The organism is Cellulomonas iranensis NBRC 101100 = JCM 18110 (assembly GCF_001552375.1).
GTDB classification, from domain to species: Bacteria; Actinomycetota; Actinomycetes; order Actinomycetales; family Cellulomonadaceae; genus Cellulomonas; species Cellulomonas iranensis.
On sequence record NZ_BCRB01000071.1, the window covers coordinates 1 to 20,783 of the forward strand.

Sequence of the window (20,783 nt, forward strand, 5' to 3'; positions counted from 1 at the left end):
GAGGTCCCCGTCCCGCCCACGGGCACCCGCCCCGCGCCCGACCTGGCGGGCGGCGCGGTCCGCGCACGCGGCGTCGCGGTGCGGGCGCGCTCGGGCTGGGCCCCGGCGCCCCTGGACGTCGACCTCGCGCCCGGGCGCGTCGTCGCGCTGGTCGGTGCGTCGGGCGCCGGCAAGTCCACGACGGTCGAGGTGCTGCTGGGCCTGCTGACGCCCGACGCGGGGCGCGTCGAGCTGGTCGCCGCCGACGGCACCGCGACGGACCTGGCCGACGTCGACGTGCACGGCTACTGGCGCCAGGTCACGTGGCTGCCGCAGCGCCCCGTGCTCGAGCCCGGCACGGTGCACGAGGTCCTCGGCTCCCCCGACCCGGCCGACCGGGACCGCGCCGCCGCGCTCACCGGCCTCGACGCCGTGGTCGCGACGCTGCCCGAGGGCTGGTCCACCGCGCTCGGCACGGGCGGGACGGGGCTGTCGGTCGGCCAGCGGCAGCGCCTCGCGCTGACGCGCGCGCTGCTGCGCCCCAGCCCCGTCGTCGTGCTCGACGAGCCGACGGCGCACCTCGACGCCGCCGGCGAGCGGGTCGTGCTCGCGACGCTCGCCGCGCTGCGGGACGCGGGCAGCGCGGTGCTGCTCGTCGCGCACCGCGCGTCGCTCGCGGCGCGCGCCGACGACGTCGTGCACGTCACGTCGGCCCCCGACCCGACGGGGTCGGACCCGCGCGGCGGCGCACCGTCGCCCCGGGACGTCCCGACCGCTCGCGGCGGGACCGCCGCGGGCGTCGCTCCCGCGCGCGCCACCGGGCCCGTCCCCACCGACCCGACCGGAGGGACCCGATGACCGCGGCACCGACCACGGTCCCCGCGACCGCAGCCACCGCCGCACGACCGCCGCGCGGGACGCTGCGGCGCGCTGTCGCGCTGCTCGAGGTCGACCCGCGCCGCGTCGCCCTCGCGGTGCTGCTGGGCACGCTCGCGCTCGGCTCGGCGGTCGCGCTGGCCGCCGCGAGCGCGTGGCTGATCGCGCGGGCCTCGCAGATGCCGCCCGTGCTCCAGCTCTCGGTCGCGACCGTCGGGGTCCGCGCGTTCGGCATCGGGCGCGGTCTCATGCGCTACCTCGAGCGGCTCGTCTCGCACGACGTCGCGCTGCGCGGCATGGCGACGCTGCGCACCACGCTGTACGGCCGGCTCGCGGCCGGCTCGCCGCGCGCGCTGCTCGCGGTGCGGCGCGGCGACCTGCTCGCGCGCGTCGGCGCCGACGTCGACGCGGTCGGTGACGTCGTGGTGCGCGGCCTGCTGCCCGCCGGCGTCGCGGTGACGCTGGGCGTCGGGACGTCGGTCGCGATGGCGCTGTTCTGGCCGCCGGCGGGGCTCGCGCTCGCGCTGTGCCTGCTCGCGGCCGGCGTGCTCGCGCCGTGGCTGGCGGCGCGCGGCGCACGCACGGCCGAGGAGCGCGGCGTGGCCGCACGCGCGCGCATGAGCGCGGTGTCGCTGGGCGTGCTCGACGACGCAGGCCCGCTCGCGGTGTCGGGCCGGCTGCCGCACGAGCTCGCGGCCCTGCGCGACGCGGACGCCGACCTCGCGCGCGCGACGGACGCGGGCGCGCGACCCGCGGCGCTCGCCGCGGCCGTGGGCCAGCTCGCGGTCGGCGTGGCGGTGCTCGCGGCGCTCGTCACCGGCGTGCCCGCGGTGCGGGCCGGGCTGCTCGCGCCCGTCGAGCTCGCCGTGGTCGTGCTGACCCCGCTCGCGGCGTTCGAGGCGACCTCGCTGCTGCCCGCCGCGGCGGTGCAGGTGCAGCGCTCGCGCGCGGCCGCGGCGCGCGTGCTGGCGCTGCTCGACGACGCCGCGACCCCCGCACGGGCGCGCGGCGCGGCACCTGACGCCCCCGTCGCCGCGACCGGCCCCCGCGGCACCACGCGCACGTCCGTCGACGACGACGGCGCCCCGGACCCGTCGGAGCACGGACCGGTGCTCGTCGCGCGCGGCCTCGCGTGCGGCTGGCCCGGGCGTGGCCCGGCGGTCGAGGGCGTCGACCTCGCGCTCGCGCCCGGCGCCCGGCTCGCCGTCGCGGGCCCGAGCGGCGAGGGCAAGACGACGCTGCTCCTCACGCTCGCGGGCCTGCTGCCCCCCGTCGCGGGCACCGTGACCCTCGACGGCGTGCCGCTCGACCGTGCCGAGCGCGCGGACGTCGTGCGCAGCGTCGTCGTGACGGGCGAGGACGCGCACGTCTTCGGCACGTCGGTGCTCGAGAACCTGCGCGTCGCGCGCGGCGACGTCACGCCCGAGGAGGCCACGGACGCGCTGCGGCGCACGGGTCTCGGCACGTGGCTCGCCGGTCTCCCCGACGGCCTCGACACCGTCCTCGGCTCCGACGCGCGCACCGTCTCGGGCGGTGAGCGTCGCCGCCTGCTGCTGGCGCGCACGCTGCTCTCGGACGCCCCGCTGCTGCTCGTGGACGAGCCGGGCGAGCACCTCGACCCCCGCACGGCCGACGCCGTGCTGGACGAGCTCTGGCACGCGCCCGCGACCCGCGAGGGGACGGCACGCGGCCTCGTCGTCGTGAGCCACCGCCTCGCACCCCTCGCCGCGGCCGACGAGGTGCTGTGGCTCACGGGTGGGCGGGTCGCGGCGCGCGGCACGCACGCGCACCTCGCGGCGCACGTCCCGGGCTACGGTGAGGCGGTGCGAGCCGAGCAGCGGGACCAGACGTGAACGAGCACCGGGGCGAGATGCGCGAGGTCACGGCGTCACCGCCCGTCGCGGGGGCGCCGTTCCAGCGCGGCGTGCTCGTCGACTCCCGCCCCACGCAGACGCCCCTGACGGGCGACGCGCTGACGGACCTGCTGAGCGCGATCCTCGCGGTCGCCGGGCAGCTCGACCTCACGACGGTCCTCGACCGGTTCGTGCAGGTCAGCGCCGAGCTCACGGGTGCCCGGTACGGCGCGATCAACGTGCTCGACGACCAGGGCGCGTCCACCACCTTCGTGTACACCGGCATCCCGACGGCCGTCGCGCGCATGCTGCGGCGTCCGCCGCACGCCGAGGGCGTGCTCGGGCAGATCCCCGTGGACGGTGCGCTGCGTCTCGACGACCTCACGCAGCACCGGGCGTTTCAGGGCTGGCCCGCCAACCACCCGCCGATGGGCTCGTTCCTCGGCGCGTCGGTGAAGGTCGGCGAGCACGTGTACGGGCAGCTCTACCTCTCGGAGAAGGTCGACGGCGGCTCGTTCACCGACACCGACGAGTCGATGGTCGTCGCGCTCGCGGCCGCCGCGGGCGTCGCGATCTCCAACGCGCAGCTCTACGCCGAGGCCGAGCGCCGCGAGCACTGGCTGCAGGCCGGGCAGGACATCACGACGATGCTCCTCGAGGGCGTCGACGAGGAGTCCGCGCTCGAGCACGTCGCGCGCACGGCCCGCGAGGTCGCGGGCGCCGACACCGCGGCGCTCGCGCTGCCGGGACTGGGCGGCGAGCTCTACCTCGAGCTCGCGGACGGCTACCAGGCCGACGTGCTCACGGGGCTCGTGATGCCGCGCGGCGGGCGCGCCTGGACCGTCCTCGAGGAGGGCCACGGCCTGCTGACGCCCTCGCTGAGCGCGTCCCGCACCGTCAAGCTCGAGGAGATGCGCGCGTTCGGGCCCGCGATGTTCGCGCCGCTGCACTCCTCGGGGCGCGGCGTCGGCGTGCTGCTGCTGCTGCGCCGCATCGGCCGGACCCCGTTCGACGAGGGCGACCTCGCGACCGCCGAGTCGTTCGCCGCGCAGGCCGCGCTCGCGTACGTGCTCGCCGAGGCGCGGCACGCGCAGGACCTCGCGGCGCTGCTCGACGAGCGCGAGCGCATCGCGCGCGACCTGCACGACCTGGCGATCCAGCAGCTCTTCGCGACGGGCATGCAGCTCGAGACCGTGCGGCGCCGCTCGGCGCGCGGGGTCGACGCGCACGAGCTCACGAGCATCGTCGAGGAGGCCCTCGACAACGTCGACAGCTCGGTGCGCGAGATCCGCCAGATCGTGTACGCGCTGCGCGACCCCGACGCGGCGACCGGCCTCGTCGAGCGGCTGCGCCGCGAGACGTCGCTCGCGCGCACGGGCCTGGGCTTCGCGCCGTCGCTCGTGCTGTCCCTCGACGGCGAGGTGCTCACGCCCGGCGACGGCGAGGGCGAGGACCGCATCGACGAGCGCCTCGAGCAGGAGCTCACCGACGACGTGGTCGCCGTGGTCCGCGAGGGGCTGGCGAACGCCGCACGCCACGCGCACGCGTCCTCCGTCGGCGTGTGCGTGAGCGTGCGCGGGTCGGGGCACACGGGCTCGGTGACGGTCGACGTCGAGGACGACGGCGTCGGGCTGCCGGCCGACCGCGAGCGCAGCTCCGGCACCGGCAACCTCGCGTCGCGCGCGCGGCAGCACGGCGGCGCGTTCAGCCTCGGCGTCGCCCCCAGCGGCAAGGGCACCCTGCTCACCTGGCAGGCCCCGCTCGCCTGACGGGTCGCGGGCGCCGACGACGCCCGCGTGGCGCGACGACGTGCCGGGCGGCGTCGCCCGGCACGTCGTGACGCCGCAGGGGTGTCGTGTCGCAGACGCGTGACGTCGCCGTGCCGGGAGTCCGGCAGGGCGCGACGTCGGCGAGGTGGGCCGGCGGCTCAGTGGCCGGGCTCGGCCCGCCAGCCGGAGTTCTTGCGGGACGCGACCCACGCCGCGACCTGCGTGCGCCGCTGCAGGCCCATCTTGGCGAGCAGCGACGTGATGTGGTTCTTCACCGTCTTCTCGGCGACGCCGAGCCGCTCCGCGATCTCGCGGTTCGACAGGCCCTCGCCGATGAGGTCGAGCACGCGCAGCTCGCTGGGCGTCAGGCTCTCGGTCGGGTCCTCGTGGCCCGCGCGCCGCCGCGCGACCGTGCGGTCGTCGAGCAGCGTGCGACCGGCCGCGACCGCGCGGATCACGTCGGTGATCTCGGCGCCGCGCACGCTCTTGAGGAGGTACGCGGACGCGCCCGCGTCGAGCGCGGCGGCCAGCGCGTCGTCGTCGTCGAACGACGTGAGCACGATCGCGCGCGCGGTCGGCAGCGTCTCCTTGACGGCGCGCATGAGGTCGATCCCGGTGCCGTCGGGCAGCTGCAGGTCGACGAGCATGACCTGCGGGCGCACGAGCGTGGCGCGGCGGACGCCGTCGGCGACCGACCCCGCCTCGGCGACGACGGTCATGCCGTCGGTCCGCTCGACGACCTCGGCGATGCCGCGGCGGACGACCTCGTGGTCGTCGACGATCATGACGGAGATGGGCGCCGTGCGGGCGCCCGGACCGGGCGCAGGCGTCGACTGGCTCGTGGCTGACACGATGGCATCGTATCGACCGTGACCACGATCCTCGTCCCCCGGACCGTCGACGGCGTGCCGCCCGTCCCCGACGGCGTGCGCGTCGTGCCCTACGACGTCGACGCGCCCCCGCCGTCCGCGGCGGCCGACGCGGACGCGGTGGTCGTGTGGGGCAACCCGGCCGACCGCCTCGCCGAGCTGGCCGCGGCGGCCCGGCGCGTGCGCTGGGTGCAGACGCTCGCGGCCGGCCCGGACGCCGTCCTGGCCGCGGGCTTCGGGCGGGGCGTCGTCGTCACGAACGGCCGCGGGCTGCACGACGCGACGGTCGCCGAGCACGTGCTCGCGCTGACCCTTGCGTGCGTGCGCCGCGTGCCCGACCTGCTGCGCGCGCAGGCCGAGCACCGCTGGGCGGGCGAGCTCGGCGGCCTGCAGCCGCTGCACCCCGCCGGGGAGGTCCGCACGCTCGTCGGCGCGCACGTCACGGTCTGGGGGTTCGGGTCGATCGCCGCGCGCCTCGCTCCCCTGCTGGCGGGGCTCGGGGCTCGCGTGACGGGCGTCGCGACCACGCCCGGCGAGCGGCACGGCTTCCCCGTCGTCACGCCCGCCGTGCTGCCCGACGTGCTGCCGCGCACCGACGTCCTGATCGGGCTGCTGCCCGCGCTCGACGCGACCCGCCACGCGATCGGACCGCGCGTGCTGGACCTGCTGCCGTCGCGCGCGTGGGTCGTCAACGCGGGGCGCGGCACGACGCTCGACGAGGCGGCGCTGCTCGCCGCCGTGCGGACGGGCGCCGTGGCGGGTGCGGCGCTCGACGTGTTCGAGACCGAGCCGCTGCCGCCCGGGTCGCCGCTGTGGGACGAGCCGCGCGTGCTCGTCAGCCCGCACGCCGCCGGGGGCCGACCCGTCGGGTGGCAGGACCTCGTGGCGGACAACGTCGCGCGGTTCGTGGCACGCGAGCCGCTGCGCAACGTCGTCACCCGCTGAGGGGCGCGCCGCTCACGTGCGACGTGCGCGCGGCCGCGGCTGGCACACCGGGCACGTGAACGACGACCGGTTGGCGAACGCGTCGCGGCGCACGGGCGCGCCGCAGCGCCGGCACGGGCGGCCCTCCTGGCCGTAGACGGCCAGGGAGCGGTCGAAGTACCCCGAGGCCCCGTTGACGTTGACGTAGAGCGCGTCGAAGCTCGTGCCGCCCTGCGCGAGCGCCTCGCGCATGACCTCGGCGGCGGCGTCGAGCAGGCGTCCGACGTCCGCACGGCGGGCCGTGGCCGTGGGGCGGGCACCGTGCAGCCGCGCGCGCCACAGCGCCTCGTCGGCGTAGATGTTGCCGACGCCCGACACGAGCGTCTGGTCGAGCAGCGCGCGCTTGAGCTCGGTGCGGCGCGCCCGCACGGCGTCGACGAGCGCGGGGCGGTCGAGCGCGGGGTCCAGCAGGTCGCGCGCGATGTGCGCGACGGGCAGCGGCACGACCGCGCGGTCGGACCCGAGCCCGCCGGGGGCGCCGTCCGGCGTCGCGACGAGGTCCGGCACGGCGAGGTGGCCGAACGTGCGCTGGTCGACGAAGTCGAGCGCCGAGCCGTCGTCGAGCTCGAACCGCACGCGCAGGTGCGGGTGGTCGACCCACCCGTGCGGCCCCGGTGCCGCGACCGGGTCCACGGCGGCGCCCCCGTCGGCGTGCGCCGCCGGCCCGCGCACCAGCAGCTGCCCGCTCATGCCGAGGTGCGCCAGCAGCGCGTCGTCGCCGCGCCCGGCGCCCTCGTCGAGCAGCAGCCACAGGAACTTGCCGCGCCGCACGGCGGCCTCGAACCGGCGCCCCGTCAGCCGGGCGGCGAAGTCGGACGGACCGCCGTCGTGGCGGCGCACCGAGTAGTCGCGGTGCACGCGGACGGCCTCGACCGTGCGGCCCAGGACGTGGCGGGCCAGACCGTCACGGACGGTCTCGACCTCGGGGAGCTCGGGCACGCGTCAGCGGACGTCGGCCGTGCTGCCGGCGTCCTGGGCGTCGCGCAGCTCGGACAGCGTCGCGTAGGCCGCCGCGGCGGCCTCCTGCTCGGCGATCTTCTTGGCGCTGCCGGTGCCGCTGCCCCGCACCTGACCGCCCACGACCGCGTGCGCGGTGAACGTGCGGGCGTGGTCGGGGCCCTCGCCGGTGACGTCGTACGACGGCGCGCCGAGGCCGAGGTGGGCCGACAGCTCCTGGAGCGACGTCTTCCAGTCGAGCCCGGCGCCCAGCCCCGCGGCGGCCGCGAGGGTCGGGCTCACGAGACGGTCCACGAGCTCGCGCGCCGTCTCGAGGCCGTGCGACAGGTAGACGGCACCGAAGAGCGCCTCGAGCGTGTCGGACAGGATCGAGTCCTTGTCCTTGCCGCCGGTCGCGAGCTCGCCCTTGCCGAGCAGCACGAAGTCGCCCAGCTCGAGGTCGCGCGCGACGTGCGCGAGCGCGCGCTGCGACACGGTGGCCGCACGCATCTTCGCGAGGTCGCCCTCCGACTGCGCGGGGTACGTGCGGTACAGGTGCTCGGTGACGACGAGCCCCAGGACGGTGTCGCCCAGGAACTCGAGACGTTCGTTGGTCGGGATGCCCCCGGCCTCGTGCGCGAAGGAGCGGTGCGTCAGGGCGAGCACGAGAAGCTCGGGGTCCAGGTGGACCCCGAGCTTCTCGAGGAGCGACTGCGCTGCCGTGCTCACGCGACGCCGGTGTCGACGGGTGTGCCGGTCATCGTGGCCGCGAGGGTCAGACGGCCTCGTGCTCGCTGCGCACGGCCTCGACGTAGCGACGGCCGTTGTACGCACCGCACGTCGGGCACGCCACGTGCGGGCGCGTCTGCGACTTGCACTGGGGGCAGGTGGTGAGCGTCGTGGCAGTGGTCTTCCACTGCGACCGACGCGCACGGGTGTTGCTGCGCGACATCTTGCGCTTCGGAACCGCCACGGTCAGCTCTCTCTCTTCTCGTCGTCAGAACCCGCCAGGCCGCCGAGGGCCGCCCACCGGGGGTCGATCAGGTCGTGCGCATGGTCCGGGTCGTCCGCGAGCCGTGCACCGCACTGCGAGCACAGGCCCGGGCAGTCCGGCCGGCACAGGGGCCGGAACGGCAGCGTCGGGACGACCGAGTCCCGGAGCGCGGGCTCGAGGTCGACCAGGTCGCCCTCCAGCTCGCGCACGTCCTCGTCCTCGTCGTCCCCGCTCGCGACCGCGGCCTGCGCCCGCTCAGGGTAGACGTACAGCTCCTGGATCGGTGCATCGACAGGCTCGACGACCTTCTCCAGGCACCGCACGCACTCCCCGACGGCCTCGCCGCGGATCGAACCGGTGACCAGGACCCCCTCCATGACCGCCTCGAGCCGCAGGTCCAGCTCGAGGTCGCTCCCGGAGGGGATGCCGATCATGCCGCTGCCGAGCTCGTCGGGGGCCGCGACCGTGCGCTGCACCGTCCGCATCGATCCCGGACGTCGGCCGAGCTCGTGGGTCTCGAGCACGAACGGCGAGCGGGGATCGAGGTGGGATGGGCGCACGGTCCGTTCCCCTCGTTCCCGGCCGTGCCCCGCGGGTGCGCGGCACGGCTGTTGTGGCGACATGACTGACTCGGCCCGCGCCCACGACAGGCAGGACCAGCGGACAACTGTACGGCACCCGCGAGCCCCGCCCAAACGGCCGGTGCGCGTCGGGTCAGACCGAGACGGCCCCGTCACCGGGTGCGAGCCGCCCGGCGAGCTTCGCGCGCCCGGCCTGCACCTGCGACAGCACCTTGCCCAGGTCGATCTCGAAGTCGGCGAGCCGCCGGTCGCAGTAGTCGTCGGCGTCGCGGCGCAGCCCCTCGGCGGTCTCCTGCGCCTCCGCGACGATCTGCGCGGCCCGCTCGCGGGCCTGCGCCACGACGCTCTCCTGGTCGACCAGCTCGGCCGCGCGCGCCCGCGCCCGGGCGAGCACCGCGTCCGCGTCCGCCTGGGCCTGCGCACGCGCCGCGTCCGCGTCCGCGAGCACCTCGTCCGCGCGGTGCAGCTGGGCCGGCAGGGCCGCGCGCACCTCGTCGACCAGCTCGAGCAGCTCCGCGCGGTTGACCAGCACCGACGAGGACATCGGCATCGCGCGCGCCTGCACCACCGCCTGCTCGATCGCGTCGAGCACGCCGCCGACGCCCTCGACGCGCTCCTGCGTGTCGTCCTGCTCCGTCATCGTCCGTCCTCTCCCCCGGCCGCGAGCGCGCGGCGCACCGCCGCCGCGACCGCCGGCGTCACCATGTCCTCGATCCGCCCCCCGTGCCGCGCCACGTCCTTGACGAGCGACGACGCGACGTGGGCCAGCGCCGGGTCGCCGAGGACGAAGACCGTCTCGACCCCCGACAGGTGCCGGTTCATGAGCGCCATCGCGTGCTCGGCGTCCAGGTCGGCCCCGCTGCGCAGCCCCTTGACGACGGCGCTCGCACCGACGTCGCGCACGAGGTCGACCAGCAGGCCGCTCGTCGCGACGACCCGAACGCCGTCGAGGTCCGCGAGCGCGTCGGCGGCGAGCGAGACCCGCTCGTCGGGCGTCAGCAGCGCACGCTTGGACGCGTTGTGGGCGACGGCCACCACGACCTCGTCGAACATCGACCGCGCGCGGCGCACGACATCGGCGTGGCCGAGCGTGATCGGGTCGAACGACCCCGGGCAGACCGCTGTGCTCACGGACGCCAACCTACGTCACGCACCCGCGCCGGACCGGCCGGCGCGACGCTCCGGCGCTACCGTGTCGGGCGTGGTGAGCCTGCGCCCCGCGACCGCGGCCGACGTCCCGACGCTGCGCACCGTGTGCGCGCTCGCCTACCGGGACAACCCCCTGATGCGCTGGGTGCTGCCCGACGACGCGACGCGCGCCGACGCGTGCGCCGCGTGGCTCGGTCCGGCGCTCGAGCGGTACGTCGCGCACGGACGCGTCGACGTCGCCGTCGCGGGGGATGCCGTCGTCGCGGTGGCCGCCTGGCGCCCGGCCGGCGTCGACCTGGCGGGCGCCGGGGCACCGGTCCTGCCGAGCCCGGCGGGCGTCCTGCGCGCCCTGGTGGGAGCGACCCGGGCCGACGAGGTGCTGACGGCCCTCGCGCGCTCCGCTCCGCTCGCGCCGACCACGCCCGGTGCGTACCTCAACTACCTCGCGGTGCACCCCGAGCACCAGGGCCGCGGCGTCGGCGCCGCGCTGCTGGACGCCGGGCTCGCCACGCTGCGCGCACAGGGCGCGGGGACGCCGTGGCTCGCGACGACCGACCCGGCGAACCTGCCGTTCTACGCGCGCCGGGGGTGCACGGCGGCCGGCACGGTCGACCTCGCGCCCGGCGGGCCCACGCTGACGGTGCTGCACGCGGCCTGACGCGCACGGCTCGGCGCGCCGGCGGCACCCGCTCGCGTCACGCGGGCCGTTCGGCGAACCACACCTGCGTCTCGCCGTAGCGCCGGTCGTCGAGCGGCTCGAGCGGCGCGGGCCACGCCGGCGCCGACGCCCGCGCCGACCGCTCGACGACCACCACCCCACCGGGGGCGAGGCACCGGGCGACGGCGTCGACGGCGCCCTGCAGGACGTCGTCGCGCAGGTCGTAGGGCGGGTCGAGCAGCACGAGGTCGAACGCCTCGCCCGGCGCGACCCCGTCCGCCGGCGGGGCGAGGCGCGCGAGGTACCGGTCGACCCGGTCGGCGACCACGTCGACCCGGTCGGCGAGGCCCAGCGTGCGCGCGTTGCGGCGGCACGCGTCGACCGCGACGCGCGCGCTGTCGACGAGCACGGCGCTGCGCGCACCGCGGCTGACGGCCTCGAGCCCGAGCGCGCCGGACCCCGCGAAGAGGTCGAGCACGCGCGCGTCGTCGACGGCGTCGAGGTGCTCGAGCCGGGAGAACAGCGCCTCGCGGACGCGCTCGCTGGTCGGGCGCGTGCCGGACGACGGGACGACGAGCGTGCGACCGCCCGCGGAGCCCGCGACGACGCGCGTCACGCGCCGGCCTTCTTGCGCTCGTCCTGCTCCTCCATCATGCGCTCCAGCCACCCCTTGTCGTGGACCGACGACGCGATCGTCACGGCGATCGCCGAGAGCGCGACCTGCGCGGTCACCATGACGGTCGTGACCGTGTGCAGGCCGATCGCGATCCACAGCGGCAGCAGGCAGAACGCGATGAGGTCCGGGCCGCGCGCGACGACCTGCAGCACACCGGTGGGCAGCGCCCCGGCGGGCGTCGCGACCAGCGGCTTGTCCCAGCTCGGCGCGGGCCGGTACGCCGCGCGCACGGCCGCCGCCGCCCACACCGGCACCGCGGCGAGGCCGAGCAGCACCCAGTCCACGGGCGCGCCCGCCCAGACGCCCACCGCGCCGAGCGCCACGACCGTCCACAGCAGCACGGCGATCCCCGGCACGACCATCCGCAGGCGCCGCACGGTCCGCGCCTCGAGCGGCAGCAGCCGGTCGACGACGGGCGCCATCTCCGCCCAGCGGGCGCCCTCGGCGCTCGCGCTCGCCGCCATCCAGCCGCCCACGAGCACCGCGACGAGCACGCCGACCGTGCTCGCGAGCTGCGGCACGACCGTCGCGAGCACGGGCAGGCCCGCCGCGACCACGAGCTGCACGACGTGCCGCAGCGACCGGCGCAGCACCACGAGATCGGCCGTGACGAGCGCCGTGGCGGGGCCGCGCGCGGTGCGCAGGCGCGAGACCCGGCGGTGCGACGACGCCGCGGCGCCGCCCGTGAGCGCGCGCCCGAGCTCGCGCGAGTCGAGCGAGACGACCGCGCCGACGGCCTGCGTCGCCGCCGAGCCGCCCTCCCGGAGCGTGCGGCCCGGCAGCGCGCCCAGGCGCGCGTCGACGAGCGCCGCGAGCAGCCCGGCCACGACGGCGGCGCCCGCGACGGCGACCCACGACGGTGCGGGCAGCGACGCGGGCGTGCGCCTCGTCAGCACGAGGACGAGCGCGACGACCGGCGCCGCGACGAGCACGAGGTCACCCACGACCGCGGTGCGACGGCGCGGCACCCCGCGCGACTGCGCGACCGCCGCGAGCAGCACGACGACCGCGGCGACCAGCGCGCCGAGCAGCCCCGACCGCACGAGCGCGCCGCCGCCGGACGCGAGCAGCCCGGCGTCGAGCACCACCACGACGGCGCCGCCCGCGAGCGCCGCGACCAGCGGGCCGCGCGCGGCTGCGGGCCGCAGCAGGCCCCGACGGTCGACCGGCAGCGGGAGCCACCACGCCGCCTGCGGTCCCTCCGCCCCGACGGGTCCGAGACGGCCGGCCGTCGAGAGCAGCGCGCCGACGCCCGCGAGGAGCAGCACCGCGACGAGCGCGGGCAGGCTCAGGCCGCCGGGCGCGTGCACGGGCGGTGCGGGCGGCAGCGCCTCGCCGAGCTGCTGCACGACGCCCAGCACGATGAGCACCGAGATGACGACGCTCGTGACGGCGGTGTACACGTCCGTGAGCAGCGACCCGACGCTCGCGCCCGCCCGGGAGCGCGCGGCCCGGGCCGTGAACCGGCGGATCGAGCTCGCCGAGGGGACCTCGCCGAGCTCGAAGTCGCCGACGCGCGGGTCGTCGTGGTCGTCGTGGTCGCCGTCCGCCGCGCCGTCGACGTCGGTGTCGGTGTCGGTCCCGAGGTCCATGTCGTCGGGCTCGCGCACGCCCGAGCTCACAGCGCGACCCGCGCGATGCGGTCGGCGGCCTCGGCCGCCGGCAGCACGACCGAGGCGGCGTCGTCGACCAGCACGGCCTGCGTGCACACGGCCGCGACCAGGTCGGGGTCGTGCGTCGCGAGCAGCACCGCGCCGCCGGCCTCGCGCTCGGCCCGCAGCCGGTCCGCGAGCCGGGCCCGCATGCGCTGGTCGAGCCGCGCCTCGGGCTCGTCGAGCACGAGCAGCGAGCGCGGCCGCGCGAACCCCGCGGCGAGCAGCAGGCGCCGTCGCTGGCCGGACGACAGCGACACGGGCGTCTGGCGCGCGTGGTCCGCCAGGCCGAACTCCTCGAGCAGCACGTCGACCTCCTGCTGCGCACCCATGACGCCGTGACCGCGGGCCGTGAGGTACAGGTGCTCCGCGACCGTCAGCGCCGGGAAGTACGCGTCGTCGTCGAGCACGGCCGAGACCTCGCGGCGGAACCGCACGTCCCGCTCGTCGACCGGCCGGCCGAGCACCTCGACCGAGCCGCCGATCGGCGTGAGCAGGCCGATGACGGTCTTGAGGACCGTGGACTTGCCCGAGCCGTTGGCCCCGACGAGCGCCACGGCGCGTCCTTCGCCGAGCGTGAACGACACGGGGGCGCACACGGGTGCCTCCCCGTAGCCGACCTGCAGGTTGCGCGCGCGCACCACGGGAGCCATGGCGCCAGGGTAGTCACGCGCGCTCGAGGAACTCCTCACGCTCACCCGTGAGCGACTCCTCGATCGCCGCGCGCAGGTGCGGCCACGGCGCGAGGTCGACGTCCTGCTCGACGAGCGCACGCGCGTCGGTGCGCGCGCGCTCGATGACCGCGGCGTCGCGCGTGACGCGCAGCAGGCGCAGCGACGTCGAGCGGCCGTGCTGCGCGGCGCCGAGCACGTCGCCCTCGTGGCGCAGCTCGAGGTCGAGCGCCGCGAGCTCGAAGCCGTCGGTCGTGCTCGCGAGCGTCTCGAGCCGCGTGCGCGCGTCGGTCCCGGGCTCGGCCGCGCTGACGAGCAGGCACAGGCCCGGGCGCGTGCCACGACCCAGGCGGCCGCGCAGCTGGTGCAGCTGCGAGAGCCCGAACCGGTCGGCGTCGAGCACGACCATGACCGTGGCGTCGGGCACGTCGACGCCCACCTCGATGACGGTCGTCGAGACGAGCACGGGCGCGGCGCCCGACGCGAAGTCGGCGAACGCGCGCTCCTTGTCGTCGGGCGCCATGCGGCCGTGCAGCACGCCGATGCCGACGCCCGCGAGGTCGGGGCGCGCCGCCAGCTCCTGCGCGACGTCGAGCACCGCGCGCAGCGGGCGGCGCTGCGCGGCGTCGGGCGCGTCGGGCGCGTCGGTCACGAGGTCGGTGCCGTCCTCCTCGACCGCCCGCGCGGCGGCCGCCGCGTCGTCGTCGCCGTCGATGCGCGGGCACACCACGTAGGCGCGGCCGCCGCCGCCGACCTCCTCGCGCACGCGCTGCCACGTGCGGTCGGTCCACCGCGGGTTGTCGGCCGGCACGACGTGCGTCGTGATGCCCTGGCGCCCGGCGGGCAGCTGGTCGAGCACCGACGTCTCGAGGTCGCCGAACACGGTCATCGCGACGGTCCGCGGGATGGGGGTCGCGGTCATCACGAGCGTGTGGGGCGTGCGCGCGGCCTTGGCGCGCAGCGCGTCGCGCTGCTCGACGCCGAACCGGTGCTGCTCGTCGACGACCACGAGGCCGAGGTCGGCGAACTGCACGTGCTCCGAGAGCAGCGCGTGCGTGCCGACGACGATGCCCGCGGCGCCGCTCGCGGCGTCGAGCATCGCCTCGCGGCGCGCCGCGGTCGGCAGCGACCCCGTGAGCAGCGCGACGCGCGTCGCGTCGCTCGCGCCGCCGAGGAACCCGCCGTCGGCGAGGTCGCCGAGCATCCCGCGCAGCGTGCGCGCGTGCTGCGCGGCGAGCACCTCGGTGGGCGCGAGCAGCGCGGCCTGCCCGCCCGCGTCGACCACCTGGAGCATCGCGCGCAGCGCGACCACGGTCTTGCCCGAGCCGACCTCGCCCTGCAGGAGGCGCTGCATGGGGCGCGCCGCCGCGAGCTCGGCGGCGATCTCGTCGCCGACGGCGCGCTGCCCGTCGGTCAGCGTGAACGGCAGACGCGCGTCGAACGCGTCGAGCAGACCACCGGCCCGGGGCGGGCGCGCGACCGCCTCGGTGAGGGCGACGTGCGCGCGGCGGCGCGCGAGCTCGGCCTGCAGCACGAGCGCCTCCTCGTAGCGCAGCCGCGCGCGGCCGCGCCGCCACTGCGCCTCGTCGTGGGGCACGTGCACGAGGCGCAACGCCTCCAGGAGCGTGGGCAGGTCGTCGCGCTCGCGCAGGTGCGCCGGCACGGGGTCGGGGACGTCCTCCTCGCGCAGCGGGTCGAGGACCGCGCGCACGGCCTTGCCGATCTTCCAGGACTCGAACCCGGCCACGGCCGGGTAGACGGGGATCGGCCGCTCGGCCTCCTCGAGCGCCGCCTCCTCGTCCTCGTCGAGGTGGCACTCGGGCTGCGTGAGCTGCAGCGTGTCGCGGTACACCGAGACGGTGCCCGTGAACAGGCCGCGCCGCCCCGGGCGCAGCTGCGCCTTGCGCCACTCGAGCTTGTGCACGTTCGACGCGAAGAACGTCAGCTCGAGCCGGTGCGTGCCGTCGGTGATCGTGGCCTGCAGCAGACCGCGCCCCTGCGACGTGGGCCGCGCCGAGCTGCGCACGACCTCGGCCATGACCGTGACGTGCTCGCCCACGCGCAGGCTCGCGATGTCGGTGAGCGTGCCGGGCTCGGCGTACCGCCGCGGGTAGTGCCGCAGCAGGTCGCCGGTCGTGGCCAGGCCGAGCTTGGCGAGCGGCTTGGCGGTGCGCGCCCCGAACTGCTTGGCCAGGGGCACGGCGAGCGGGTCGACGGCGGTCACGTCAGTCGACCCCCGCCCACCACGCCTCGCCCGCGACGGGTCCCACCAGCAGCACCTCGAGCTCGGGGTGGGCACGGGCGACGACGTCGGCGGCGGCGCGGGCCTCGACGGCGTCGAGCCCGTGCGCGAGCGTCACCGCCTGCGCCGCGGGGACGGCGGCCACGAGACCGTCCACGACCGCCGCCAGGCCGGACGCGTCGTGCGCCGTGCCCGTGCGCAGCCGGTCGAGCGCGGCCCGCCCCGCGGCCGGGTCGACGTCGGGGTCGGCGAGCAGCGCGAGGCACGCGACGACGGCCGCGCCGTCCCCCGCCGCGGCGACGACGTCGTGGTCGCGCACGTCGGCGCCCGTCCCGGCGTCGACGACCACCGCACGGCCGGTCCGGGCGTCGGCGGTGGCGCGCGCGAGCTGGTCGGCGTCGGGCGCGTCGCCGACGAGCGTCACGGCGCCGCACGTCGCGTACCAGGCCGCGAGCCCGGGCGACCGCGTGAGCACCACGAGCCCGCGGGTCGCGGGCGGCCCCTCCTCGACGCGTCGCACGACGACGCGCTCCCGGTCGGCGGCCGGGACCAGCGCGAGCACCGCGGCGGGGTCGTCGGCGTGCACGTGCGCGTGCAGCGCACCGCCCGCGTCGGCCACCGCGACCGCGTCGCCGACCCCCCGCAGCGCGCCCACGAGCCGGTCCGCGGGCACGCCGCGCACGAGCATCATGACCTCGAACGCACCGCCCGCGCCGGGTGAGCACCCCGCCACGACCTCGGGCGACGCCGCCGGCAGCCAGGACAGGTCGACCTCTGCGCCGGTCGCGCCGCGCAGCGCCGCGACCAGCGCGTCGAGCACGACCAGCAGCGCGCACGCGCCCGCGTCGACCACGCGCGCGGCGCGCAGCACGTCGTGCGCGGCGCTCACGCGGCGCAGGTCGCCGCGCGCGGCGTCGACGGCGCCCGCGAGCAGCTCTGCGGGGTCGGCCCCGTCCGTCGGGGCGTCGTCGTCCGCGCCGACCGCCGCGCGCGCGGTCCGTGCGACGTCGCGCGCGACCGTGAGGACCGTGCCCTCCTGCGGGTCCGGCACGGCCGTCGTCGCGGCGTCGGCGGCGGCGGTCAGCGCGCGCACGAGGCGCACGGCGTCGCGCGCGGCGGTGTCCCGCGCCGCCGGGCCGGCACCGCGCTCGTCGGGCTCGTCCGGCTCGTCGGCCCGGCCGCCCTCGTCGGGCCCGTCGTCGCCGATGCCCGCGGCGAACCCGACGAGCCACTGGCTGAGGATCACGCCCGAGTTGCCGCGCGCGGACCGCGCCGCCCCGTGCGCGAACGCCGTCGCGGCGCTCTGCACGGGCACGCCCGTGACGTCGCGCACGGCGTCGCGACCGCCCGCGACCGTCAGGGCGACGTTCGAGCCGGTGTCACCGTCGGGGACGGGGAAGACGTTGACGGCGTCGATGCGGTCCCGCGCCGCCGCGCACGCCGCGGCCGCCGTCGCGGCCCAGCCGCGCACGAGGTCGGCGTCCAGCCGGGCACGCCGCGCGACCACGTCCACGCCGTTCCTCCTGTCCGAGTGCCTGCCGTGCCGTCCGTGCGGGCGGCGGGTCGCCGCCCGGGGACGGCCCGGGCCGGTGCCGCCGCCGACGCGACCGCGGCCGGCCGTGACGGGTACCGTCGCAGCGCCGGGTCACGCGTCCGCCGCCGCCCCACCTTGCCGCACGGGACCCACATTTGGGTGACGTGGACGCGATGGGCTAGTCTTGCCCGGTTGCCCGGACCACGTCCGGCACCCCTCACAGACCTCCGATGCACCGTCGCGCGGTCCGAGCCTCCGGGTCCGGTCCGTCGACGTGTGCGCGGGACGTGCACGACACGGGGCCGCTCGTCGGCCCGACAGGAATCAGAACCAGGAGAAGACCGTGGCTGCCAACTGCGACGTCTGCGCCAAGCGCCCGAGCTTCGGGCACAGCATCTCGCACTCGCACGTGCGCACGAAGCGGCGCTGGAACCCGAACATCCAGCGCGTGCGCGTCGTCGTCGCGGGGACGCCCAAGCGTCTCAACGTCTGCACGTCGTGCCTCAAGGCCGGCAAGGTGCAGCGCGCCGTCTGACCGAGACCCCGGCCGCCCGCACGGCGACCGGCACCCGCACGTCGAAGGCCCGTGAGCAGCGCTCACGGGCCTTCGTGCTGCCCGGGCAGCCACGGCACCGCACCCGGCGACGACGGCGGGGCACGGGCACGCGCCGTGCCGACGTACGACCCGGGGCTGACCCGCACCCGCCGCGCGACCGACCCGACCCCACCCCTGCTCCGACGACACGCGCCACCTCGGCGGGGTTGACTCGACGCGGCCCGACCCGTGGCCCGCCCGTACCGCCCCGGTGCCGGGCGGCCGGGTCCCGACGCCCGGCGGAGCGATGCGCACGACGACGACCCAGCCCGACGCGCCGGGCGCGCTCGCCGCAGGCGACCGCGCGGCGCCCGTGACCGCCCGCCGCCGGGTGGCCGCATGAGCCCCGACGCGCCGATCGACCTGCCGACCACGCTCCCCGGGCGCGTCGAGGGCGACCTCCTGCTGGGCTCCCCCGTCCCCGTCGTGCTCGCCCTCGGCGTCGCCGTCGTCCTGCTCGTGCACGCCCGCCGCGCGCACCGCGGGCCCACCCGCCGACGCACGGCCGCCGCCGTCGGCGGGGCCTCGGCGCTCGTCGCGCTCGCGGCCGTGCTGGGCGTCAACCTGTGGGTCGGGTACCTGCCGTCGGTCCAGACCGCCGCACGCTGGGTGCAGACCCGCACGTGGACGCCGCACGCCACGAGCCCCGAGGTGCCCGCGCCCCCGCACGCGCGCGACCCGCGGCACGGGCGCGTGCTCCACGTGACCGTCCCGTCGACGAGCCCGGGCGTGCCCGACTCCCCCGCCTGGGTGTACCTGCCCCCGCAGTACGACCGTCCCGGGAGCACGGCGCGCTTCCCGGTCGTCTACGCGCTGCACGGCGCGCCCGGGACGGCCGCCGACTGGTTCGCGGGCGGTCGTGCCGACGCCACGGTCGACGAGCTCGTGGCGACGGGGCACCTGCCGCCCGTGGTGGTCGTCGCGCCCGACCTCAACGCGGGGGCCGCGCCCGGGGGCACCGAGCCGCTCGACGTCCCCGGCGGGCCGCAGCTCGGCACGTACCTGCGGACCGACGTCGTCGCCTGGGCCGACCGGACGCTGCGCACGCGCGACGAGCCGGCCGGGCGCCTCGTCGTCGGGATGTCCGCCGGGTCGCTCGGCGCGCTCGTGACCGGCCTGGGGCACCCGGACGTGTTCGGCGGCGTGGTCGCGCTCATGCCGTACGCCGCGCCGGACACGCCGGCCGTGGTCGCCGACCCGCGGGCCGCGGAGCGGTCGACGCCGACGTCCGTGCTGCGGCGACGCGACCTCGCGACCGTGCAGCCGGTCTTCCTCGGCGTCCCCGGTGCCGAGTCGCCGGCCGCGGGGCAGGCGCTGGCGCGGGCGCTGCGCGACGCGCACCAGCCGACGACCCTGCGGGTGTACCCCGGGCTCGGGCACACGTGGGTCGGCGCGCGCACGATGCTGCCCTACGGGCTCGTGTGGTGCGCCGGGCAGCTCGGCTGGGTCGCGCCGTGACGCCGGCCCGCACGCTCGGCGACGCACCTCCCGGCGCCGTCCCCGCCGTCGTCCCCGGACGCGCCCTGCGGACCGTCCACGTGCTGCTCGTCGTCGCCGCCGTCGCCTACTCGGGACTGCCGCTCGAGGTGCTCACGGGCTTCCCGCTCGACCCCGTCACGTCGTACCTGTCGGAGCACGCCGCGCGCGGGCAGGCGTGGCGCGGCCTGTTCGTCACGGCGGACGCGCTGGCCGGCCTCGCCGTGGCCACGGCCGGTGCGATCCTCCTGGGAGCCCGCGCCGCGACGCTGCCGGCGACCCCCGACGGCCCGCGCCGGTGGGCCGTCGTGCTCGCCGTCGCCCTCGTGGTCGCCGGTGCCGCGACCGTCGTCGACGTGCTGAGCCCGATGGCCTGCGCGCCGTCGGCCGACGCCTGGTGCGCCTCCGCCGAGGCCGCGCGCACGCTGGGCGCGCAGCACACCGTCCACGAGCTGTCGAGCAGCCTCGTGTCCCTCGCGCTCGTGGCCGCGTGCGCGGCCGCGCTCGCCCTGGTGCGCGGCGCCCGCGGCGGCAGCCTCTCGCGCGTGGTGCGGCACGCGCTCGCGCCGCTCGTGGTCCTCGCGACGAGCGCGGTCGTGGGCACCATCGCCGTCGCCTCCACGCTGGGCGCCGACGCGCCGCCGGTCGGGCTGTGGCAGCGCGCGCAGACCCTCGCGGCGTGCGCGACGTTCGTCGTCCTGGTGCCGCTGCTGCGCGCCGCTCGCGTCGCGCGCCGTGCGGGCCGGCCGTGAGCGCCTCGCGCTGGCTCGTGCTGCCCGGCCTCGCCTGCCCGGCGTCGTCGTTCGACGCCGTGCGGCGCCTGCTGCCCGCGCACGTGTCGCTCGACGTGCGCGCGCACGCCCTGACCGCGACCGCCGCGCAGGCGCTCGCCGACGGGCCGTACCACGGCGTGGTGGGTCACTCGCTGGGCGGCCTGCTCGCGCTGGAGGCCGCGCGCACGCACCCCGACCGGGTGCCGCGCGTGCTGCTGCTGGACCCGACGCGCCTGCACGAGCAAGGACCGCCGGCGCCGTTCCGTCGCGGCCTGCTCGCGGTGGCCCGCGCGGTGACGCGTGCGCCGGGGGCGGCACGCGCGGCGGCGCTCGTCGAGCGGCGGGTCGACCGCTGGTGGGCGCGCCGCGGCGTCGTGCGGACCGCTCAGGACCGGGGGCCGGAGGCGTGGCGGCACGGCGTCGACGCGCTGGCGGCGGGCTGGGACCGCGCGGCGCGCGTCGACGCGCTCCTGGCCACGGGCCGGCCGCGCGCGGAGGTCGTGCTCGCGGTGCCGG

Annotated in this window: 21 protein-coding genes; 9 read left to right on the forward strand and 12 right to left on the reverse strand. The window is 77.8% G+C overall.

Features of this window, described 5'->3' with window-relative positions; translation table 11 throughout:
• The 3 genes from CS2_RS13695 to CS2_RS13705 form a co-directional block, all read left to right on the forward strand.
• On the forward strand, positions 1-837 hold an 837-nt coding region (locus tag CS2_RS13695; RefSeq protein ID WP_156442141.1), incomplete at its 5' end, for an ATP-binding cassette domain-containing protein.
• Positions 834-2,708 (forward strand): thiol reductant ABC exporter subunit CydC, encoded by a 1,875-nt coding sequence (cydC, locus tag CS2_RS13700; RefSeq protein WP_070320411.1) that lies wholly within the window; start codon positions 834-836, stop codon positions 2,706-2,708. The genes CS2_RS13695 and cydC, both read left to right, overlap by 4 nt.
• The gene (locus CS2_RS13705; RefSeq protein WP_306298857.1) at positions 2,705-4,477 is read left to right on the forward strand and encodes a sensor histidine kinase; all 1,773 of its coding nucleotides are present in this window, start codon (positions 2,705-2,707) and stop codon (positions 4,475-4,477) included. The genes cydC and CS2_RS13705 overlap by 4 nt, the downstream gene beginning before the upstream one ends.
• Before the next feature lie 158 nt (positions 4,478-4,635).
• On the opposite strand, the gene CS2_RS13710 is transcribed toward CS2_RS13705, so the two are convergent.
• Positions 4,636-5,262, reverse strand: coding sequence for a response regulator (locus CS2_RS13710; protein WP_046530638.1), 627 nt, complete (start codon positions 5,260-5,262; stop codon positions 4,636-4,638).
• Between the two features lie 84 nt (positions 5,263-5,346).
• On the opposite strand from CS2_RS13710, the gene CS2_RS13715 reads away from it, so the two are divergent.
• Positions 5,347-6,291 (forward strand): NAD(P)-dependent oxidoreductase, encoded by a 945-nt coding sequence (locus CS2_RS13715; RefSeq protein ID WP_070320412.1) that lies wholly within the window; start codon positions 5,347-5,349, stop codon positions 6,289-6,291.
• A gap of 12 nt (positions 6,292-6,303) precedes the next feature.
• Here CS2_RS13715 and mutM read toward each other — a convergent pair whose 3' ends face one another.
• The 6 genes from mutM to coaD form a co-directional block, all read right to left on the reverse strand.
• Positions 6,304-7,269, reverse strand: coding sequence for a bifunctional DNA-formamidopyrimidine glycosylase/DNA-(apurinic or apyrimidinic site) lyase (gene mutM / locus CS2_RS13720; protein WP_070320413.1), 966 nt, complete (start codon positions 7,267-7,269; stop codon positions 6,304-6,306).
• Positions 7,270-7,272: 3 nt separating this feature from the next.
• On the reverse strand, positions 7,273-7,995 hold the full coding sequence (rnc, locus tag CS2_RS13725; protein ID WP_046528717.1) for a ribonuclease III: 723 nt from the start codon (positions 7,993-7,995) through the stop codon (positions 7,273-7,275).
• A 46-nt stretch (positions 7,996-8,041) separates the two neighbouring features.
• The gene (gene rpmF, locus CS2_RS13730; protein ID WP_046528718.1) at positions 8,042-8,239 is read right to left on the reverse strand and encodes a 50S ribosomal protein L32; all 198 of its coding nucleotides are present in this window, start codon (positions 8,237-8,239) and stop codon (positions 8,042-8,044) included.
• A 2-nt stretch (positions 8,240-8,241) separates the two neighbouring features.
• Positions 8,242-8,820, reverse strand: a complete 579-nt coding sequence (locus CS2_RS13735) for a YceD family protein (protein ID WP_046528719.1) — start codon at positions 8,818-8,820, stop codon at positions 8,242-8,244.
• Between the two features lie 154 nt (positions 8,821-8,974).
• A complete protein-coding gene (locus CS2_RS13740; protein WP_070320414.1) occupies positions 8,975-9,481 on the reverse strand; it encodes a hypothetical protein in 507 nt (168 codons plus the stop codon).
• Positions 9,478-9,972 (reverse strand): pantetheine-phosphate adenylyltransferase, encoded by a 495-nt coding sequence (coaD, locus tag CS2_RS13745; protein WP_046528721.1) that lies wholly within the window; start codon positions 9,970-9,972, stop codon positions 9,478-9,480. Before coaD ends, CS2_RS13740 begins: the two co-directional genes overlap by 4 nt.
• Positions 9,973-10,042: 70 nt before the next feature.
• On the opposite strand from coaD, the gene CS2_RS13750 reads away from it, so the two are divergent.
• Entirely contained in the window at positions 10,043-10,648 is a 606-nt protein-coding gene (locus CS2_RS13750; RefSeq protein WP_070320422.1) for a GNAT family N-acetyltransferase, read from the forward strand.
• Between the two features lie 37 nt (positions 10,649-10,685).
• Here CS2_RS13750 and rsmD read toward each other — a convergent pair whose 3' ends face one another.
• The 5 genes from rsmD to CS2_RS13775 are packed head-to-tail and all read right to left on the reverse strand — an operon-like array spanning position 10,686 to position 17,402.
• Positions 10,686-11,264: a 16S rRNA (guanine(966)-N(2))-methyltransferase RsmD gene (gene rsmD / locus CS2_RS13755; protein ID WP_070320415.1), complete on the reverse strand. Its 579-nt coding sequence runs from the start codon at positions 11,262-11,264 to the stop codon at positions 10,686-10,688.
• A complete protein-coding gene (locus tag CS2_RS13760; protein ID WP_233421190.1) occupies positions 11,261-12,946 on the reverse strand; it encodes a DUF6297 family protein in 1,686 nt (561 codons plus the stop codon). The genes rsmD and CS2_RS13760 overlap by 4 nt, the downstream gene beginning before the upstream one ends.
• The gene (locus CS2_RS13765) at positions 12,943-13,629 is read right to left on the reverse strand and encodes an ABC transporter ATP-binding protein (protein WP_070320416.1); all 687 of its coding nucleotides are present in this window, start codon (positions 13,627-13,629) and stop codon (positions 12,943-12,945) included. The genes CS2_RS13760 and CS2_RS13765 overlap by 4 nt, the downstream gene beginning before the upstream one ends.
• Positions 13,630-13,642: 13 nt before the next feature.
• On the reverse strand, positions 13,643-15,871 hold the full coding sequence (locus CS2_RS13770) for an ATP-dependent DNA helicase RecG (RefSeq protein WP_070320417.1): 2,229 nt from the start codon (positions 15,869-15,871) through the stop codon (positions 13,643-13,645).
• Between the two features lies 1 nt (position 15,872).
• Positions 15,873-17,402, reverse strand: coding sequence for a DAK2 domain-containing protein (locus CS2_RS13775; RefSeq protein ID WP_070320418.1), 1,530 nt, complete (start codon positions 17,400-17,402; stop codon positions 15,873-15,875).
• Positions 17,403-17,766: 364 nt separating this feature from the next.
• On the opposite strand from CS2_RS13775, the gene rpmB reads away from it, so the two are divergent.
• From rpmB to CS2_RS13795, 4 genes are all read left to right on the forward strand, one after another.
• A complete protein-coding gene (rpmB, locus tag CS2_RS13780; RefSeq protein WP_046528726.1) occupies positions 17,767-17,958 on the forward strand; it encodes a 50S ribosomal protein L28 in 192 nt (63 codons plus the stop codon).
• A 399-nt stretch (positions 17,959-18,357) separates the two neighbouring features.
• Positions 18,358-19,476 (forward strand): alpha/beta hydrolase, encoded by a 1,119-nt coding sequence (locus tag CS2_RS13785; protein ID WP_070320419.1) that lies wholly within the window; start codon positions 18,358-18,360, stop codon positions 19,474-19,476.
• Positions 19,473-20,246 carry a DUF998 domain-containing protein gene (locus CS2_RS13790; protein ID WP_169798655.1) on the forward strand — a complete coding sequence of 258 codons (774 nt, stop codon included), beginning with the start codon at positions 19,473-19,475 and terminating at the stop codon, positions 20,244-20,246. The genes CS2_RS13785 and CS2_RS13790 overlap by 4 nt, the downstream gene beginning before the upstream one ends.
• Positions 20,243-20,783: alpha/beta fold hydrolase (locus tag CS2_RS13795; protein WP_070320421.1), on the forward strand; the 541-nt coding region annotated here is incomplete at its 3' end. The genes CS2_RS13790 and CS2_RS13795, both read left to right, overlap by 4 nt.

Bases quoted from the DNA above. Each gene is read 5' to 3' on its own strand.
- cydC (WP_070320411.1), top strand. From the start codon at position 834: ATGACCGCGGCACCGACCACGGTCCCCGCGACCGCAGCCACCGCCGCA.
- CS2_RS13765 (WP_070320416.1), bottom strand. From the start codon at position 13,629: ATGGCTCCCGTGGTGCGCGCGCGCAACCTGCAGGTCGGCTACGGGGAG.
- CS2_RS13710 (WP_046530638.1), bottom strand. From the start codon at position 5,262: ATGATCGTCGACGACCACGAGGTCGTCCGCCGCGGCATCGCCGAGGTC.
- CS2_RS13785 (WP_070320419.1), top strand. From the start codon at position 18,358: ATGAGCCCCGACGCGCCGATCGACCTGCCGACCACGCTCCCCGGGCGC.
- CS2_RS13740 (WP_070320414.1), bottom strand. From the start codon at position 9,481: ATGACGGAGCAGGACGACACGCAGGAGCGCGTCGAGGGCGTCGGCGGC.